This is a genomic window from Actinomadura xylanilytica, from assembly GCF_030283145.1.
In the GTDB taxonomy this organism is placed as follows: Bacteria; Actinomycetota; Actinomycetes; order Streptosporangiales; family Streptosporangiaceae; genus Spirillospora; species Spirillospora xylanilytica.
Window position 1 is genome coordinate 330,782 of sequence record NZ_JASNWE010000001.1, and the last position, 16,017, is coordinate 346,798.

General features: G+C 75.0%; 19 protein-coding genes. 9 read left to right on the forward strand and 10 right to left on the reverse strand.

What is annotated here, in order from left to right; translation table 11 throughout:
• Positions 1-680: 680 nt before the first annotated feature.
• Both QP090_RS01580 and QP090_RS01585 read left to right on the forward strand, forming a co-directional pair.
• Entirely contained in the window at positions 681-1,040 is a 360-nt protein-coding gene (locus QP090_RS01580) for a histone-like nucleoid-structuring protein Lsr2 (RefSeq protein ID WP_285936617.1), read from the forward strand.
• Between the two features lie 15 nt (positions 1,041-1,055).
• Positions 1,056-1,385: a histone-like nucleoid-structuring protein Lsr2 gene (locus tag QP090_RS01585; protein WP_285936618.1), complete on the forward strand. Its 330-nt coding sequence runs from the start codon at positions 1,056-1,058 to the stop codon at positions 1,383-1,385.
• A gap of 69 nt (positions 1,386-1,454) precedes the next feature.
• Here the strand turns inward: QP090_RS01585 and QP090_RS01590 are convergent, their stop codons facing one another.
• The 3 genes from QP090_RS01590 to QP090_RS01600 form a co-directional block, all read right to left on the reverse strand.
• The gene (locus QP090_RS01590; protein ID WP_285936619.1) at positions 1,455-2,342 is read right to left on the reverse strand and encodes a M56 family metallopeptidase; all 888 of its coding nucleotides are present in this window, start codon (positions 2,340-2,342) and stop codon (positions 1,455-1,457) included.
• Positions 2,339-2,707, reverse strand: a complete 369-nt coding sequence (locus tag QP090_RS01595; RefSeq protein ID WP_285936620.1) for a BlaI/MecI/CopY family transcriptional regulator — start codon at positions 2,705-2,707, stop codon at positions 2,339-2,341. Before QP090_RS01595 ends, QP090_RS01590 begins: the two co-directional genes overlap by 4 nt.
• A gap of 146 nt (positions 2,708-2,853) precedes the next feature.
• A complete protein-coding gene (locus tag QP090_RS01600) occupies positions 2,854-3,861 on the reverse strand; it encodes a hypothetical protein (RefSeq protein ID WP_285936622.1) in 1,008 nt (335 codons plus the stop codon).
• A 176-nt stretch (positions 3,862-4,037) separates the two neighbouring features.
• Here QP090_RS01600 and QP090_RS01605 point away from each other — a divergent pair, with 176 nt between their 5' ends.
• Positions 4,038-4,871 carry a DMT family transporter gene (locus QP090_RS01605; protein WP_285936623.1) on the forward strand — a complete coding sequence of 278 codons (834 nt, stop codon included), beginning with the start codon at positions 4,038-4,040 and terminating at the stop codon, positions 4,869-4,871.
• A 5-nt stretch (positions 4,872-4,876) separates the two neighbouring features.
• On the opposite strand, the gene QP090_RS01610 is transcribed toward QP090_RS01605, so the two are convergent.
• A complete protein-coding gene (locus QP090_RS01610; RefSeq protein WP_285936624.1) occupies positions 4,877-5,227 on the reverse strand; it encodes a hypothetical protein in 351 nt (116 codons plus the stop codon).
• Between the two features lie 54 nt (positions 5,228-5,281).
• Between QP090_RS01610 and QP090_RS01615 the strand changes: the two genes are divergently transcribed.
• Entirely contained in the window at positions 5,282-5,911 is a 630-nt protein-coding gene (locus tag QP090_RS01615; RefSeq protein ID WP_285936625.1) for a hypothetical protein, read from the forward strand.
• A 9-nt stretch (positions 5,912-5,920) separates the two neighbouring features.
• The gene (locus QP090_RS01620; RefSeq protein ID WP_285936626.1) at positions 5,921-6,472 is read left to right on the forward strand and encodes a hypothetical protein; all 552 of its coding nucleotides are present in this window, start codon (positions 5,921-5,923) and stop codon (positions 6,470-6,472) included.
• 11 nt (positions 6,473-6,483) lie between these two features.
• Here the strand turns inward: QP090_RS01620 and QP090_RS01625 are convergent, their stop codons facing one another.
• From QP090_RS01625 to QP090_RS01640, 4 genes are read right to left on the reverse strand one after another with little or no spacing between them, the layout of a single operon-like run.
• Positions 6,484-7,896: a DUF4132 domain-containing protein gene (locus QP090_RS01625; protein ID WP_285936627.1), complete on the reverse strand. Its 1,413-nt coding sequence runs from the start codon at positions 7,894-7,896 to the stop codon at positions 6,484-6,486.
• A 35-nt stretch (positions 7,897-7,931) separates the two neighbouring features.
• Complete coding sequence (locus QP090_RS01630; protein ID WP_285936628.1) at positions 7,932-8,321, reverse strand: hypothetical protein; 390 nt, start codon at positions 8,319-8,321, stop codon at positions 7,932-7,934.
• A 31-nt stretch (positions 8,322-8,352) separates the two neighbouring features.
• Complete coding sequence (locus QP090_RS01635; RefSeq protein WP_285936629.1) at positions 8,353-9,924, reverse strand: FAD-dependent monooxygenase; 1,572 nt, start codon at positions 9,922-9,924, stop codon at positions 8,353-8,355.
• Between the two features lie 2 nt (positions 9,925-9,926).
• Entirely contained in the window at positions 9,927-10,889 is a 963-nt protein-coding gene (locus QP090_RS01640; protein ID WP_285936630.1) for an MBL fold metallo-hydrolase, read from the reverse strand.
• Between the two features lie 254 nt (positions 10,890-11,143).
• Between QP090_RS01640 and QP090_RS01645 the strand changes: the two genes are divergently transcribed.
• Genes QP090_RS01645 through QP090_RS01660 form a run of 4 tightly spaced genes read left to right on the forward strand, consistent with a single transcriptional unit; the run spans position 11,144 to position 14,411 of the window.
• Complete coding sequence (locus QP090_RS01645; RefSeq protein ID WP_285936631.1) at positions 11,144-12,544, forward strand: hemolysin family protein; 1,401 nt, start codon at positions 11,144-11,146, stop codon at positions 12,542-12,544.
• Positions 12,541-13,560, forward strand: coding sequence for a CNNM domain-containing protein (locus QP090_RS01650; RefSeq protein WP_285936632.1), 1,020 nt, complete (start codon positions 12,541-12,543; stop codon positions 13,558-13,560). The genes QP090_RS01645 and QP090_RS01650 overlap by 4 nt, the downstream gene beginning before the upstream one ends.
• Before the next feature lie 58 nt (positions 13,561-13,618).
• Complete coding sequence (locus QP090_RS01655) at positions 13,619-13,852, forward strand: helix-turn-helix domain-containing protein (protein WP_285936633.1); 234 nt, start codon at positions 13,619-13,621, stop codon at positions 13,850-13,852.
• A gap of 4 nt (positions 13,853-13,856) precedes the next feature.
• Positions 13,857-14,411: a Clp protease N-terminal domain-containing protein gene (locus QP090_RS01660; protein WP_285936634.1), complete on the forward strand. Its 555-nt coding sequence runs from the start codon at positions 13,857-13,859 to the stop codon at positions 14,409-14,411.
• Between the two features lie 93 nt (positions 14,412-14,504).
• Here the strand turns inward: QP090_RS01660 and QP090_RS01665 are convergent, their stop codons facing one another.
• Positions 14,505-15,113, reverse strand: a complete 609-nt coding sequence (locus tag QP090_RS01665; RefSeq protein ID WP_285936635.1) for a hypothetical protein — start codon at positions 15,111-15,113, stop codon at positions 14,505-14,507.
• 48 nt (positions 15,114-15,161) lie between these two features.
• Positions 15,162-16,004 carry an LLM class flavin-dependent oxidoreductase gene (locus QP090_RS01670; RefSeq protein WP_285936636.1) on the reverse strand — a complete coding sequence of 281 codons (843 nt, stop codon included), beginning with the start codon at positions 16,002-16,004 and terminating at the stop codon, positions 15,162-15,164.
• Positions 16,005-16,017: the final 13 nt, after the last annotated feature.

A 16,017-nucleotide genomic window follows, 5' to 3' on the forward strand; every position in this document is an offset into this window, starting at 1 on the left:
GGTGGTGACGGACCGGAATCGGATCGATACGGCATCGGCATCCGATTCGGCCCTCGCCGCCGACGCACCGCACGACGGGCCGCGCCGGGCGGTTCGATGGGCCCGGCGGCGGGCCGGCGCTGCTGACATCGCGTCAAACAGTAGTCCGGCACAATCCGGAGAGGGGATCCGGCGGTATCGCCCGCCCTCCGGCCGCGCCGGGCGTCCCGGATTACCGGGCCGCTGCGCCTGACGCAACAACCGATTGTGCCGCACATAGTTCTGTCCCCGCGACCGCAAGTCGGCGGGCCCGCTTCTCTCCGGCGGGCGGCTCAATGCCCGCCGCGTCCGCCCGGCCGGCCCGCCCCGGCGCGGCAACGGCGGGAAACCGGAACACGGCACCGCGAAAACGTCGCCACCGGCATCGGAGCCTGACATCGGGCAGGCGAACCCGAAACGGTTCATACTCGAACACCTTCACCGATGCGGGCGGCGGCGGCGCCGTCCGCCGTCAATTTCGCGCGCCGCGGCGCGCCCCGCGGACTTCGCCCGGGAACGCGCCGGGCGCCCGCGCACGGCGGGACGCGCGGAACGCATGGGCGGGGACGGGCCGGCCGCGCCGCCCCATGGCCTCACCAGCGCCCGGAATCCGCTACGGTCAAGGTCGCCGCGTTGGCCACGGGAAGGAAGACACAGTACACATGGCCGAGAAGGTCATTCGCGTGGACGACATCGACGGCTCCGAAGCGAGCGATGTCGCAAAGCGAGACTTCGAAGTCTTGGGTCGGACGTTCACGATCGACTTGAGCGATGACAACCACAAGCGTCTACATGAGATGCTCGACACTCTGGCGCCGTTCATCGAGAACGCCGCCGAGGTGAAGCCCGCCGGGAAGGGCCGTAAGTCCGGCCGAACGGCGAAGATCAAGGGCTACACCAACGGCGACGTCCGGGAGTGGGCATTGAACGAAGGCGTCGAACTCTCCGAACGTGGCAAGATATCCGATGAGGTCTATGCTGCATTCATCGAGACCCATCCGGACGCCAAGCCGGACGCATAGCTAGGGAGTCCCCGCATGGCACAGAAGGTCGAAGTCCTACTCGTCGACGACATCGACGGTGGAGAAGCTGATGAGACGGTCAGTTTTTCCCTCGATGGCACCACTTACGAGATCGATCTGAGCAAGAAGAACGCCGCCAAGCTCCGTGAGGGACTCGGCCCGTTCGTGTCCAGCGCGCGCAAGGCCCGCAAGACCCCCGCCCGGGGCGCCCGGGGCGCGCGCACGACCAACAGCCGCGAGCGCTCGGCCGAGATCCGCGAGTGGGCCAAGAACCACGGCATCAAGGTCAATGAGCGCGGGCGCATTCCCGCCCATGTGATCGAGCAGTACGACGCCGCGCACTAGCGGGAACAGGGGATACCCCTGGACGGAGGGGCCTGGTGGGTCGTCCACCCGGCCCCTTCGCGCGCCCGCTCACAGGAACGGGAAGGTCAGCCCGAGGGCCTTGTCGATCTGAAGGGCGGTCGAGGCCAGCACGCTGGTGACCAGGCCCGCGCAGACCACCACGACCGGTCCGGAGACCGTGTTCTTGGGGGGCGGCTCCCCGAGCAGGGCCTGGACCCGCTGCACGACGCCCGAGCCCGTGACCCCGGCGAACGGGCCGTACGCCGGGAACTCCCCCGGCGGGCGGGTGAGCGCCACCCGCGCGATGGTGCGCGCCACCAGGCCGCGGTCGCCGACGCACTCGGCGGTGTCCTCGTCGGCCCAGCGCTCGACGGCGAAGCGCAGCCGCTCGTCCAGCCGGCCGAGCGGCAGCACCGCCGCGGCGAGCGACCCCGCGGCCAGGTAGCGGTGGTGGGAGTGCCGCAGGTGCGAGCGCTCGTGCTGGAAGACCACGCGCAGCTCCTCGGGTGTGAGCATCGCCAGCAGCCCGCGCGACACCACCACCCCGCCGCCGCGTCCGGGCACCGCCAGGGCGATCGGGGCGTCGGTGTCCAGCGGGCGCCGCGTCGCCGCCCGTGCCGAGCGCAGGTCAGCCGTCCAGCCGGCCACCAGCCGCCAGACCAGCACCGCGCCGCCGGCGGCGAGGGTCAGCGCGGGCAGCCCCACCGCGCTCGGCAGCGGCCGGTCGTCGCCGAACAGCGCCCATTCGGGCAGCCAGGTGGTGAAGCCGGGCGCGAGGCCGGCCAGGTAGTTGACGCCGACGAACACCACCGTGCCCGCGACGGCCAGCACCGTGGTCACCGCGACGGTCACCAGCAGCCGGGCCGACCAGGCCGGATGCAGCGGCGGCGCCGCGTGCCCGAGCGCGGTCGCGAGGGCCAAAGTCACGGCGGCCGGCAGGAACGTGATCCAGTTCATGCGCCCGGTCCCAGGCCGTCCCGCCCGAGGATCGACCGCAGCAGCCGTTCCTCCTCGCTGCTGAGCGTCTGGACGAACCGGCTCAGCACGCCGGACGGGTCGCTGGCGTAGCGGAGGTGGTCGTGCATCCGGTCGGCGACCAGGCGGGACTCGTCGACCGCGAGCCGGTAGGTGAAGAAGCGGCCCTGCCGCTCGCGGGTGACCAGCCGCTTGTCGTACAGGCGGAAGAGCACCGTGTTGACGGTGGTGTAGGCGGGCTCGCCGTCGAGGCGGGCGCGGATCTCGGCGGGGGACAGATGGCCGTCCGCCGCGGCCAGCGCGGCCAGGACCTCGGCCTCCAGTTGGCCGAGCTGTCGTCGAACCACAGGAGCAGCCTTCGCTGATTCGGGGACGGCGGACGCCGATGGGTGCACCACCCTACCCGGACCCTCTATTACAACCGTAGTAGAACGGCCGCCGGCAGCCGTGACCCGCCATCTGTGCGCGCCGTCCGCGGCGGTGGGCCGGCCGGTCAGTCGGCGGCGAGCTCCAGGTCGTGGCCCGCGCGCACGGCGCCGGCGACGCGGTCGCGCAGGGCCGTCTCGGCGCGGCGGGCGTCGTCGGCCAGGCCCTGGATCTCGGCGCCGGCCAGATCGTCCCCCGCGGTCCCGGCCAGCAGCTCGCGGTAGCGGGCGTTCTGCTCGGGCAGCCGTTGCAGGACGAGCGACTCGTGGAAGGCGTCGTCGGCCTCGCGCGCCCGCTGCGCGTACGCCTCCAGCGCCTCGATCCGCCGGGTGACCGAGCGGACCGACGTCTCCAGGGCGCGGTCCTGCGGTCTCAGCAGGGCGCGGACGGCCGGGGTGAGCCGTTCGGGCTGCTGCGCGCGGCGTTCCCGGCGCAGCCGCGTGTGCTCGGCCAGCGCCCGCGCGATCGCCCACTCCTCGCGCGGCAGCACCACGGTGTTGTTGACGCCGTCGAGCAGGCCGGCGGCCTGCGCCTCGGAGCCGAGGACGCTCTCGACCGCGCGCTGCGCCCGGACCAGGAGGCGGGTGGCGGGCCGGTCGAAGTCGCCGGGCAGCAGGTAGCGGCCGTGGTGCTCGCGGGCGGCGCGGGCCGGGGCGGGCTCGCCCATGTGCCGCAGCGCCCCGATCCCCCAGCCGGTGAAGCCGGCGGCGGCCAGCAGCGCGGCGGCCTCGACCTGGCCGAGCAGCAGCAGCGCGATCTGCACCGCCGGGGTGAGCATCATCGTCAGCACCGGCAGCCTGCCCCACCGCAGGACGCCGCCCATCAGGTCCTCCTCGTCGAGCGACGCGGCGAAGAACACCCTGATCCAGCCGCCGGGGAGCACGCCGTAGAAGAACGCGAACGTCGGGACCCAGACGAGGCGTCCGGCGAGCGCGGCGGCGCCGAGGGCGGGCGGGGACGGCGGCGGCAGGCAGGCCGCCACCAGCCCTTCGGGGGGCCGGCCTTCGAGCAGCTCGCGGTCGCCTGCGGGGAGTTCGGGGTCGAGGACGAAACGGGGGTGGTCCTGGTCGTTCACACGTGCCCTCCCACCTGTCGGGGTGTACGCCGGCCCGTGACTCCGTCCCTATCACGGCGGACGGGACCGGCTCCAGGGACGTCACGAACTCCGGTCAAGGGACCGGTCGCGGAACGTCCTTTCGAGTTCGCCTAAATCCATGGACGTCCCGCCCGGTTTCAGGTGAAGTGCCGGACATGACCGTCGCACTCGCCGTGATCCTCGCCGGAGTCCTGCACGCCACCTGGAACGCCATCGCGAAGGGCGCCGCCGACCACGCCGTGTCGTTCGCGGTGATCGCGCTGACGCAGACGCTGCTGACCCTGCCCGTGCTGCCGTTCACCGGCCTGCCCGACGCGGGCGCGTGGCCGTGGCTGACGGCGTCGATCGTCGTGCACGTGGTCTACATGGGGCTGCTGCTGAAGTCGTACGAGCTGGGCGACTTCAGCCAGGTCTACCCGCTCGCCCGGGGCAGCGCGCCTCTGGTGGTCGCGCTGGTGGCGGCGACGCTCTTCGGCGAGCGGCTGTCGTGGCCGCAGTTCGCCGGCGTGGCGGCGGTCTGCGGCGGGCTCGGCGTGCTGGCCTTCGCGGCGGGCGGACGGCGCGACCCGCGCGCGATCACCGCGGCGCTGCTGACCGGCGCGTCGATCGCGGCGTACACGGTGCTGGACGGGGTCGGGGTCCGCGAGGCCGGGGGCGCGCTGCCGTACACGACGCTGCTGTTCGCGGTGCAGGCCCCGATCACCGTCGCGATCGTCGCGGCGATGCGCGGCCGGCGGCTGGTCACCGCGCTGGACCGGCGCCAGTGGCTGCTCGGCCTCGGCGGCGGGGTGTTCGCGATGGCGGGGTACGGGATCGTGCTGTGGGCGCAGACCCGCGGGACGCTGGCGTCGGTGGCGGCGCTGCGCGAGACCGGGGTGATCTCGGGCGCGGTCATCGGGGCGGTGTTCTTCTCCGAGCGGCTCGGCGCCCGCCGCGTCGCCGCCGCCTGTGTCGTCGCCGCGGGCGTCGTCCTCATCACCGCGCACTGAACGGGTCAGCCGCTCGAGGTGCAGCCGTATTGCAGCAGTCTTCCCTCCACCCGCACGGGGTGGCCGGCGGGAAGGGGTGTTCCCTCCAGCGCGGGGATGTCATCGGCGGCGTCCGCGCGGATGAGGCCGCCGCGTTCCTCGCCCTCACGCAGATCGCGCGTCTGGGCGAGGTGTCCGTCCTGGTAGACGCGGAGTTCGAGGACGTCGGCGCCGTACTCGGCTGCGGCGTCCTCGGCGGCGATCTCGGCCAGGGCGCGCGCGAGGTCGTCCGGCGCGTTCAGCACGTAGGAGCGGCTGACCATGTCGCCGTTGTTGTTGACCATGTCCGCCCGGTGCAGGAAGTAGAAGCTGTACATGCCCGGGGACCATAGCGGCCCCGTCCGTCGGTGCCGGATGGCATGATCCCCGCCATGGCAGCCGAGAAGACCGAGACGGTCCCGTCCGACGAGCTGGAGCGGTGGGCGCGAGCGGGACGGCCCGGAGCCGCGCGCAGGCTCGGGCACCGCCTCTGCGTGCAGGTGGACGCGACGATCCTGATCAGCCCCGACACGACGCCGGACGGCGAGCGCTGGCTCCGGCGGGCGCTGGATCTGGACCCCCACGACGGCCTCGCGGCGGTGCTCCTCGGCGGGCTGCTGCACCGGCAGTGCGATACGGCCATGCGGGACGGCGTGTGGCTCGAGGAGCCCGGCGACGACGACGAGCAGGCGGCGCTCTGGCTGGCCGCGCTGCGCGAGCGGTGGACGGAGGCCGAGCAGTGGTACCAGCACGCCCTGGCGCTGGAACCCGGCGACGGGGCCGCCGCGGCGGGGCTGGCCCACATGCTCACCGACCGGCTGACGGCCCTGGAGGACTACCGTTCGGAGTTCATCGGCGATGACGTGTTCGGGGCCGACGACATGCTCGACGCGAGGATCCTCTTCGAGGACGCGGGCGAGGACGCCGAGGCCGCCGTGCGGGACGAGGCGGCGCATTGGGCCCGGCGCGCGCTGCTGGCCTTCGCGCTCGGCGACGCCGCGGGCGGGGCCGCGCGGCAGTAGCTGCGCGTCGTGGAGTTCGCGCCGCAGGACTACTGGTCGGCGGTCCAGGCCGTGACGTCCCCCCTGGCGGGCGTCGATCTGGAGCCGGCGGAGCGCGCGTGCCGGGAGGCGGCCGAGGCCGGGGACCCGGAGGCCGTCTACAGCCTGGCCCTGATCCTGGACGCCACCGGACGGGAGGCCGAGGCCGACGACTGGCTGGCGCGTCCCGCCGCACGCCCCGTCCCGGCCGAGCTGGTGGCTGAGGGTGGCGACGGTCCCGAACACGTGTCGCTGCCCGCGCTGCGCCTGGCCAAGCGGCTCAGCGGGCAGGCGGCACGCCGCTGGGCGACCCGCGCGGTCCTGCTCGCGAAGGACCGGATGCTCTACCGCTGCATGGATCGCTACACCAAGCTGCTGGACGGCCCGGACGACGGCGCCGACGTCCGCGCCGAACTGGAGCGCTGGCTCGCCGCCGGGCACTCCGAGGCGGGTTTCGCGCTGATGCTCCTGCACCGGGTGCAGGGCCGTCCCGAGGAGGCCGAGCGCTGCCGCGTGCGGGCCGTGGAGCTGCGCGGGGAGTGACCGCCCATCGGTCAGCGGCGGCGGAGCTGGGCGGTGATCGTGGGGTCGGTGATCGCCGCGTCGTCGGCGAGCAGCAGCGCCTTCGACAGGATCAGCGAGAGCCTCCGGTCGCCGTCGGACGGCAGGAACCCGGGGTCGTCGCGGCTCCGGGAGGCGACCACGCACAGGTACGTGTCGTCGGGCCGCATCCGGATGTTCCCCGAACCGAGGTGGATGTCGTAGGTGCGCAACGTCCCGCGCACCCGCAGGAACCGGTCGGTCAGCTCCATCCGGTCGGCGGCGCGCAGCCCCGGCAGCAGCCCGGCGAGGACCTCGCGGCGGCGTTCGGCGGTCTCGGTCAGGTCGCCGAACGCCGCCGCCCGCCACGCTCCGGCCGGACGGCGCTCGGCGCCCGTGTCGCTCCAGCCGGGGTCGGCCGCCACCGAGCACGCGGCGACCCACGTCTCGACGTCCCGCATGGCGTCGGAGAAGACGCGCGGTGGGACGGTCTCGAGGTCCACGTGGTGCCAGTCGGCGTCCTCTCGCCGGTAGAAGCGGACCTGGTCGGTGGCGAAGTGGCCGTCCTCGATCTCGTCGACGTAGAAGCGGGCCTGCCAGCCGCCGTCGGCGAACGCGCCGGAGAGCTCGTCGCGTTCGATCCACGACTCGGCGCGGCCGTCGGAGGTCCAGGCCCAGCGGCCGGCACGGACCAGCGGCCCCAGCGCCGGCTCGCTCAGCAGGTGGGCGGCGAAGCGGTTGGAGTACGAGCGGGTCTCGCGCTCGGCCGGTGCGATCAGGTGCACGGACCGGAACACCTGGTCGAACGGCTGCCTGGCCGGGTCGGCGCCCAGCGCGGCACGCCAAGCGCGGACCTCGTCCGACCCGGCGTCGACCGGGTGCCAGAGCCGCGCCGTCGCCCCGCCGGCCAGGGCCACGCGAGTGCCGTCGACGGTGGTCAGCGCCCAGCCGTCGCCGTCCCGTGCGGGAAGCCCGGTGAGGGTGGCCCCCTCCCCTGTCTCGACCTCCCAGACGAGCCCGCAGGCGACCGCGGCGGACAGCGGATGCGCCAGGATCTCGTCCCGCCACCGCGCGAGCGGCCAGCGGTGACCGGCCGGCAGCATCGCCTCGAAGGCGGCCCGCTCCCTGTTTAGGGCCGCGGTCACATGCCGGACGAGGAAGTCCCAGTCGAACGGACCGCAGCGAAGCGAGGACCGCCCGACGACCCGACGGGGGTCTGGGGGTCGCCCCCCAGGAGAATCGGAGTCGAACGGACCGCAGCGAAGCGAGGACCGCCCGACGGGTCGACCGGGGTCCGGCGGTCGCTCGGCGGTGGTGGAGTGGTTGACGGTCACGGTGCCAGGTGGGGCGACGGTGATGGTGGCGGTGACGCCGTCGCCGAGGTCGCGGTCGAGTCGGCCGGTGCGGTCGAGGCCGAAGGTGGGCATGGAGCGCCGCGGGGCCGGGACCGGTTCGCGCGGTGTCATCCGCCGACCAGCTGGACGAGCTTGATGAAGACCACGTCGGGGTCGCCGGCCAGGTCGATCTCGTCGTCGAGCCCGTCGAGCTGGCAGCCCCCGACCAGGACGAAGAAGCCGTTGCGGGTGAAGGCGCGGCAGGCGGCCTCGGCATGCGGCTCCCATGCGACCGGCCCGGTGCGCGGCAGGCCGCGCCGCAGTGCCCGTTCGGCCGCGGGCGGCTCGACCAGGGGGCTGACGTCGGCGGTGCGGCCCGCGTTGAACCGCGCGACCTCCTCTCTGACCCGCAGCGTGATCAGCTCGCGCAGGGTGAGGCGGGTGGGGACGTCCGGGAGGCCCATCGTCTCCCGTGCCGGGGACGCCCCCCGCTGGTCGCTGATCGTCAAGGTGCCCATGGACGGAGACGGTAGAGGACGCCTCCGACACTCAGCCAGTGGGTCCGGTGGAACCGAGCGCGGTGCGGAGGGCGGCGGTCACCGCGTCCGGCGCCGGGCCGGGCAGGATCGCGGCCAGGTGCGCGTCGGGCCTGATCAGCCAGCCCTCGCCGGGCCGCAGGCCGATCGCCGAGGCCAGTTCGCCCGACGGGTCGAGGTCGGACGCGTTCAGGACGTTCAGCGGCACGTCGGCGGCGGGGGCGAACCCGCCGGACGCGAGGAGGAGGGTGAAGCCGTCGCGCAGCAGCCGCCGCAGCCGGGTGACACCGAGGCGGCCCGGGACCCGCAGCGGCGCGTCCGGGACGATCACACCGGGGGCGGCCGGCATGAGCGCGCCCCTGGCCGGGCGGCCGGTGGGCGGGCGGGTGGGCTCGGGGGTGGTCAGCGGCGACGCGGTGTACCAGAACGGCTCGGCGAAGCGTCCGGAGTCGATGTCGCCGGCGGCGGCGGGGTCGGCGGCGGCCCGTTCCAGCACGGTCCGCCGCCGGGCCCGCTCGGCCCCGGTCCGCGGCACGAGGAACCGCATCGTCGCCGCCGTGACCTCCAGGTTCTCCAGCGCCGCCGCGTGCCGTTCGGCGTGGTAGGACTCCAGCAGCGCGGGCGGCGCCCAGCCGCGCAGCACGAACGCGATCTTCCAGGCGGCGTTCTCGGCGTCGGCCACCCCGGAGTTGAGGCCGCGCGCGCCGAACGGGGCGAACAGGTGGGCGGCGTCGCCCGCGAGCAGCACCCGGCCGGTGCGCATCCGCTCGGCGACGCGGGAGTGGAAGCGGTAGACCGAGCTCCAGTCCGTCTGGTACGGGCGGTTCCCGATGACCTGCCGGATCCGCCGGTCGAGGCCGCCGTCGGCGCGCTCGTCGGCGAGGGAGAAGCCGGGCGGCACCTGCCAGTCGATGCGGTACCGCGAGCCGGGGCAGGGGTGGATCAGCACCTGCCGGCCCGGGTTCCAGGGCGGGTCGAAGTAGAAGCGGCGCTCGTGCTCCCAGCCGGGCAGGTCGGCGCGGAGGTCGACGATCAGGAACCGGTCGTCGAAGCTCTCCCCCGGGAAGCGGACGCCGAGCGCGCCGCGGATGCCGGGCCGCGCCCCCGAGCACGCGACCACGTACGACGCACGGTATGTCTCGCCCGTCCGGCAGCGCACCGTGACGCCGTCGACGTCCTGGGCCAGTCCGGTGACCTCGCGGCCCCGGCGGACCTCGATGAGGGGGTTGGCGGCGACGCGCTCGTCGAGGATCTCCTCGGTGCGGGTCTGGGAGAGGTTGACGCACGGCGGCAGCGTGCCGGGGCCCGCGAACCGCCACGAGAACAGCTCGCGCTCGCGGTGGTAGGTGCGGGCGGTGGTCCAGGCCAGGCCCTCGTCGGCGATGGCGTGCGCGCCGACGGCGGCCCAGATGTCCAGGACGTCGCGCTGCTGGCAGATCGACCGGGATCCGACCGGGTCGCGGGCCGGGAGCTGTTCCAGCACGAGTACCCGCACGCCCCAGCGGGCCAGCAGCAGCGCGGCGGTCTGCCCGACCGGGCCAGCGCCGATCACCACGACCGGCGCGGCGGTCCTCGCCCCGTCCATGCTCAGTCCTGCAACTCGGCCCAGACCCGCCGGTCGCGTTCGGCGGTCCAGATCCGGGGCCGTTCGACGCCGTCGAGCTCGTCCCAGAGGCGGGAGACGTCGAACGGCAGGCAGTGCTCGAAGATGGGCCAGCCGCCGTAGCCGGGGGCGAGCGCGGCGTGCACGGCGGCGAAGGCGTCCTTGAGCGCGCCGCCCCGCGCGCGGACGCCGCGCACCTCGCGGATCATCACCTCGAGGAAGTCGCGGGTCTGCGCGACGGCGGCGCCGACCGCGTCCCGCCCGTGCGCGACGGCGCCGCGCCCGCCGACGAGGGTCTCGGCGCCGAACGCGCCGACGCGGTCGAGCGTCCCGGCGGCCCAGTCGCGGTGGAAGGCGTCGCCGGTGTAGAGGGCGGCCTCGGTCTCCACCAGGTCGCCGGCGAACAGCACCCGGTGCCGGGGCAGCCAGGCCACGATGTCGCCCTCGGTGTGGCCGCGCCCGCAGTAGGCCAGGTCGAGGTCGCCGCGGTCGCCGCCGAGGTCGATGGTGAGGGTGTCGGAGAACGTCAGGGTCGGCCGGGTCAGGCCGGGGATCGTCTCGGGCCGCTTGAACAGCCGGGGCATCCGCGCGTGCTCGGACTCCCAGTCCTGCGCACCGCGCTCCTCGACGAGCGCCCGGGTCCGGTCGTGCGCGATGATCACCGGGGCGCCGAACGCGCTCGCGCCGAGGGTCCGTACCGCGTGGTAGTGCGACAGCACCAGGTAGCGGATCGGCTTGTCGGTGTGCGCGCGCAGCACCGCCAGCCAGTCGCGGGCCGCCGCCGGGGTCGCCAGCGCCTCGAAGCAGACCAGGAAGTCCTCGCCCTCGACGGCCCCGATGTTCGGGTCGCCCTCGGCGGTGAGCGCGTAGACCCCGTCGGCGAGGACCTCCAGGGTCTTCGGCTTGTCGGCCAGGTCGGCGGACGACGCGAACGGTCTGGACATCATCGTCCCCCTTGATCGTGGACGCGGCGGCGCCGCCGTCCCCTCCCATTGGAGCATCGCCGGGCGGGACGATCCAGGTCTGGCGCGGGCGCGCAGGCTCTCCCGGGTTCCGGGGTAGGAAGGATCTTGGGTGGGAAGGTAGGGAGCGCACCCGTGCGCGCGGCGGGACCGCGCGGAAGGAGAATCGTGCCCGGGGACACCCCGAACGACCATCGCGGCGCCCGGACGACCGCCGGGCCGCGACCGCGGTGAACGCGGTGCTGGGCCTGGTGGCCGTCCTGCTGCTGACCGCCGCGACCGGCTACTTCGTCGCGCAGGAGTTCGCCTTCGTCACCGCCGACCGGCTCGCCCTGGACGAGCAGGCCCGGGGCGGCGACCGCGGCGCCGCCCGCGCGGTGCGGGTGATGGAGCGGTTGTCGTTCATGCTGTCGGGCGCGCAGCTCGGCATCACCGTGACGGCCCTGGTGGTGGGGTTCATCGCCAAGCCCGCACTGGCCGACCTGATCGCCCCGCCGCTGCGCGCGGCCGGGGTGCCGGGCGGCGCGGCGGGCGGGATCGCGGTCACGCTCGGGTTCGCGCTGGCCACCGTCGTCCAGATGGTGTTCGGCGAGCTGTTCCCCAAGAACCTGGCGCTGGTCAAGGCCGAGTCGATGGCCCGCGCGCTGGCCTCGTCCACGCTGGTGTACATGACGGTGACCGCGCCGCTGATCAGGATGTTCGACGCGTCGGCGAACCGGCTGCTGCGGGCCGCCGGGATCGAGCCGGTGGAGGAGCTGCACCACGGCGCGACGCTGGAGGAGCTCGGGCTCATCATCGGCGAGTCCGGCGAGGAGCTCCAGGCCGGGCACGCCGACCTGCTGGAGCGGGCGCTGGTGTTCTCCGAGCGCACCGCCGAGGAGGTGATGGTGCCGCGCGTCGACGTGGTGACGGTCGCCGCCGACTCCCCCGCGAGCGCGCTGAGCGAGGTCATCACCGCGAGCGGCCACTCCCGGTACCCGGTGGTCGGCGCGGGCGTCGACGACGTGATCGGCGTGGTCGGGCTGGACGAGCTGGTGCTGCTCACCCCCGAGGTGGCCGAGAGCACCCTGGTGCGGGAGATCGCCCGGACGGCGACGCTGCTGCCGTCCACGCTGCCGCTGCCGGACGTGGTGGCGCGGCTCCAGTCCGGCGGGGTGCCGCTGGCCCTGGTGGTGGACGAGTACGGCGGCTTCGCCGGACTCGTCACCTGGGAGGACGTCGCCGAGGAGCTGGTCGGTGAGATCACCGACGAGAACGAGGCGGGCGAGGACCTGGCGATCCGCCGGGGCGAGTGGTGGACCACCGACGCGGGGCTGCGGATGGACGAGGTCGCGCACGAGACCGGGATCTCGCTCCCCGAGGGCGACTACGAGACGGTGGCCGGGCTGCTGCTCCAGCGGCTCGGCCGGGTCGCCGAGCCGGGCGACGTGGTCGCGGTGGACCTGGCCCCGGCCCGGCTGGACGAGCCGGCGCGCAGGGCCGTGGTGGAGGTGCTGTCGGTGCACCGGCACGTGCCCGAGCTGATCAGGATCCGCACCGTCGAGGACGACGAGCCGGACGGCGACGGCTCCAGCGGGAGCGGCTCCGGCGGGAGCGGCTCTGCCGGGAGCGGCTCCGGCGGCGCGGGGAACGGGAGGTGAACCTGTCGGTGGGGGCGCCGCTCACGCTGGCGCTGCTGGCGGGCAACGGATTCTTCGTCGCCTCGGAGTTCGCGCTGGTGGCGGCCAAGCGGCCCCGGCTGGAGCGGGCCGCCGCCGAGGGCAGCCGGGCGGCGGCGTCCGCGGTGGCCGGGATCGGCGAGCTGTCGCTGATGCTGGCCGGGGCGCAGCTCGGCATCACGATGTGCTCGCTCGGCCTCGGCCTGGTCTCCGAGCCGGTGATCGCCGAGACGCTGGCGCCGGCGTTCCACGCGGTCGGGCTGCCCGGCGCCGGGGCGCACGCGGTGGCCTTCGTGCTGGCGCTGGCGCTGGTGACGTTCCTGCACATGGTGGTCGGGGAGATGGCGCCCAAGTCGTGGGCGATCGCCCGGCCGGAGCGGTCGGCGATGATCCTGGCGCCGCCGTTCCGCGCGTTCACCGCCGTCGTCCGGCCCCTGCTGGCGGCGCTGAACTCGACCACCAACCTGCTGCTGCGCATGGTGGGGGTGCATCCGCGCGACTCGGCCCAGGTGTCGCGGACCCCTGAGCAGCTCCGGCTGCTCGCGGTGGAGTCGCGGCGGCTCGGGCTGATCGAGGAGACCGATCTCAACCTGCTCACCGCCGCGCTGGACGCGCCGCGCGCGCCGCTCGCCGATCTGGTGATCCCGCTCGGCGACATCGTCTCGGTCGCGGCGTCGGCGACCCCGCAGGAGGTGATCGACACCGCCGCGCGGACCGGCCGCACCCGGATGATGCTGCGCGGTCCCGGGAACGGCGGCCCGGCGCGGATGGTGCACGTCCGGGACGCCTACCTGGCCCGCGCCCGGGACCGCCGGACGCCGGCCGGGGCGCTCGCGCACCCGGTCCCGACGCTGCCGATCGGCGCGCCGGTCGGCGACGCGGTGACGACGCTGCGCGCCCACCACAGCCATCTCGGCCTGGTGCAGGGCACCGACGGCCGTCCCGCCGGACTGATCAGCCTGGACGACCTGCTGACCACCCTACTCACCCCGGCCTGACCACCCATTGGCGTCAACCATTGTTGACACGCTCGCCGTGTCAACTTATATTGACACCATGAGCGATGGAGTGACGCTCGCCCAGGAGGCGGGCAGCCAGGATCCCGCGGTCGGACTGCGGGCCGTGCGGGCGCTGCGGGAGCTGGCCGAGCGGCTGGAGGCCCTCCAGGTCGCCCGCGCCCGCGACCGGGGCTGGTCCTGGCAGGAGATCGCGGTCTGCCTCGGTGTGAGCAGGCAGGCCGTCCACAAGAAGCACGGCGGCGGCCGGCGGATCCTCAAGAAGGAGCGGTAGCGCGATGTTCGAACGCTTCACCACCGACGCCCGGAACGCGGTCACCGGTGCCCAGCACGTGTCCCGCGAGCTCGGCGACCGGCACATCGGCACCGAGCACGTCCTGCTCGCACTGCTGGAGGGCTCCGGTCCGGCCGCCCGCGCGCTGAGCGGCCGGGGCGTGGACGCCGCCGGGCTGCGCGTCCACCTGGCCCGTACCCGGGGGCGCGGCGGCGACCCGCTCGACCCCGCGGCACTGAAGGCCATCGGCATCGACCTGGAGGCCGTGCGGGAGGCCGCCGAGGACAGCTTCGGCGAGGGCGCGCTCGACACCCCCGCCGGGTCCCGTCCCGGACGCAAGGGCCACACGCCCTTCACCCCCGACGCCAAGAAGTCGCTGGAGCTGAGCCTGCGGCACGCGCTCCGGCTCAAGCACCGGCATATCGGCAGCGGGCACGTCCTGCTCGGGCTGCTGCACGACCCTGGCTTCCTGTCCGTCCGGCTGCTGGCCGAGGCGGGCGTGGACGTGGCCGGGCTCCGCGCCGACGTCACCCGGCTGACCACCGCCAACGCCGCCTGACCCGCCCCTCCCCCGCGCCGGACCGGGCGGCCCCGGGCATGCTCGGGGCCGCGTGGTGCCGCGAAATCACTCGGGGAGGGGGAGCTCCCGCGGTCATCCGCCGAGCTGCCGGGTGAGGGCCGCGACGCACGCGCCCCTCCGGCCGGGGTCGCCGGGGAAGCGCCGGCGGCATTCCGGGCCGATCCAGCCGGGTGCCTGCGCGGGCGGACGGGCCGCGGTCTCGCGCGGCGGATGCTGCCGGGGCCGGGGAGCACGGGACACCGGACGGTGCCGCGGGCGGTGACGCGGCTGGGCCCGGCTCGCCGGCGGCGAGCGGCGCCCGGTAGCGGGCACCCGGGTGGGCGCCCTCGTGGACGGGACGGCCCGCGCCGGGGCGTTCCCTCGCGCCGGTCCCGAGCCGGCCGGCACCGGGCCGGCCGGCATCGGGCGAACCCGCCGGGGCGCGGCCGTCGGCCCTCGCTGCTCCGGCGACGCGGTCGCCTCGGCGACGCTCGGGGTGGCGGCGGGAGGCACCGGCGCGGTCCGGGACGCCGCCCAGCTCACGCCCAGACCGAAGGCCCCGGCGACCAGTGTCAGGCCGGTTCCGAGCAGGAGCCTGCGGCCCCTGCGGCGCCCGGCCGGTCTGGGAGCGGAACGCAGGTAGCCGGCCGGCGGGAGGCCGCGAGGATCGGACGCTCCGTCGTCATCACCGTCCGTGCGCATCCGGGCACGATATGGCATCGGCCCGCGCGCCCGGGCCAACTCGCGCCATCAGCGCCCGGCGAGTCGCTCAACGACCGGGGCGAGGCGCCCGGCGAACGCCGACGGGACCGTGACGTAGGAGATGCCCAGCTCATCGCGCCTGCGCTCCAGCCGGTCGGCCATCTCCCGGGGCGTCCCGGCCAGCAGCGCGATCGAGCCGGCCTCCGCCAGCTCCGCGAAGCCGACGCCCATCCGGGCGGCCAGCCAGTCCGGCACCTCGTCGCCGACCACGTGCACGCTGGTGCACAGCTCGACCCGGCCGAACCGCTCGCCCGCCGCGTCCCGGACGGTCCGCACCAGCCGGGCCAGGCCGGCCTCGCCGGTGAGCGGCGGGACGCCGAAGGCGACCGTGTCGGCGCGGGCGGCGGCGAGTTCGAGCATCCGGGGCCGGGACGCGGCGACGAGCACGCGCGGCGGGCGCCCCGTCCCGGCGAAGGCCCCCGGCGGCGGGGCGGCGACCGCGTCGATCACCCGCCCCACCCGGGCGACGCGCTCGGCGGCGCCGCCGTACGGGACGCCGAGCAGCTCGGCGTCGGCCTCGCCGCCCGGCCGCCCGGCGCCGACGCCGAGCTCGAAGCGGTCGCCGGTGGCGAAGGCGAGCGAGGCGGCCTCCCAGGCCACCAGGTTCACCGGGCGGGCCGCGGCGGACAGCACGAAGGTGCCGACGCGCAGCGTGGTCGTGGCGGCGGCAGCGGCGGCGAGCGCGATCGCGGGCGCCGGGGTCGCGACGGTGTCGGCGGTGAGGAACGTGGCGTAGCCGAGGTCCTCGGCATGGCGGGCGAGCGCGGCCCAGGCGGCGCCGTCGCGGGCGCCGCCGGCCATCACCCCGAAACGGAACGGGCGGTCGGACATGGGGACCTCCTTG

Excerpts from the sequence above, each read along its gene's own strand:
- QP090_RS01580 (WP_285936617.1), top strand. The coding sequence starts at position 681 with ATGGCCGAGAAGGTCATTCGCGTGGACGACATCGACGGCTCCGAAGCG.
- QP090_RS01585 (WP_285936618.1), top strand. The coding sequence starts at position 1,056 with ATGGCACAGAAGGTCGAAGTCCTACTCGTCGACGACATCGACGGTGGA.
- QP090_RS01590 (WP_285936619.1), bottom strand. The coding sequence starts at position 2,342 with ATGAACTGGATCACGTTCCTGCCGGCCGCCGTGACTTTGGCCCTCGCG.
- QP090_RS01605 (WP_285936623.1), top strand. The coding sequence starts at position 4,038 with ATGACCGTCGCACTCGCCGTGATCCTCGCCGGAGTCCTGCACGCCACC.
- QP090_RS01610 (WP_285936624.1), bottom strand. The coding sequence starts at position 5,227 with ATGTACAGCTTCTACTTCCTGCACCGGGCGGACATGGTCAACAACAAC.
- QP090_RS01615 (WP_285936625.1), top strand. The coding sequence starts at position 5,282 with ATGGCAGCCGAGAAGACCGAGACGGTCCCGTCCGACGAGCTGGAGCGG.
- QP090_RS01625 (WP_285936627.1), bottom strand. The coding sequence starts at position 7,896 with ATGCCCACCTTCGGCCTCGACCGCACCGGCCGACTCGACCGCGACCTC.
- QP090_RS01630 (WP_285936628.1), bottom strand. The coding sequence starts at position 8,321 with ATGGGCACCTTGACGATCAGCGACCAGCGGGGGGCGTCCCCGGCACGG.
- QP090_RS01635 (WP_285936629.1), bottom strand. The coding sequence starts at position 9,924 with ATGGACGGGGCGAGGACCGCCGCGCCGGTCGTGGTGATCGGCGCTGGC.
- QP090_RS01640 (WP_285936630.1), bottom strand. The coding sequence starts at position 10,889 with ATGATGTCCAGACCGTTCGCGTCGTCCGCCGACCTGGCCGACAAGCCG.
- QP090_RS01655 (WP_285936633.1), top strand. The coding sequence starts at position 13,619 with ATGAGCGATGGAGTGACGCTCGCCCAGGAGGCGGGCAGCCAGGATCCC.
- QP090_RS01660 (WP_285936634.1), top strand. The coding sequence starts at position 13,857 with ATGTTCGAACGCTTCACCACCGACGCCCGGAACGCGGTCACCGGTGCC.
- QP090_RS01665 (WP_285936635.1), bottom strand. The coding sequence starts at position 15,113 with ATGCGCACGGACGGTGATGACGACGGAGCGTCCGATCCTCGCGGCCTC.
- QP090_RS01670 (WP_285936636.1), bottom strand. The coding sequence starts at position 16,004 with ATGTCCGACCGCCCGTTCCGTTTCGGGGTGATGGCCGGCGGCGCCCGC.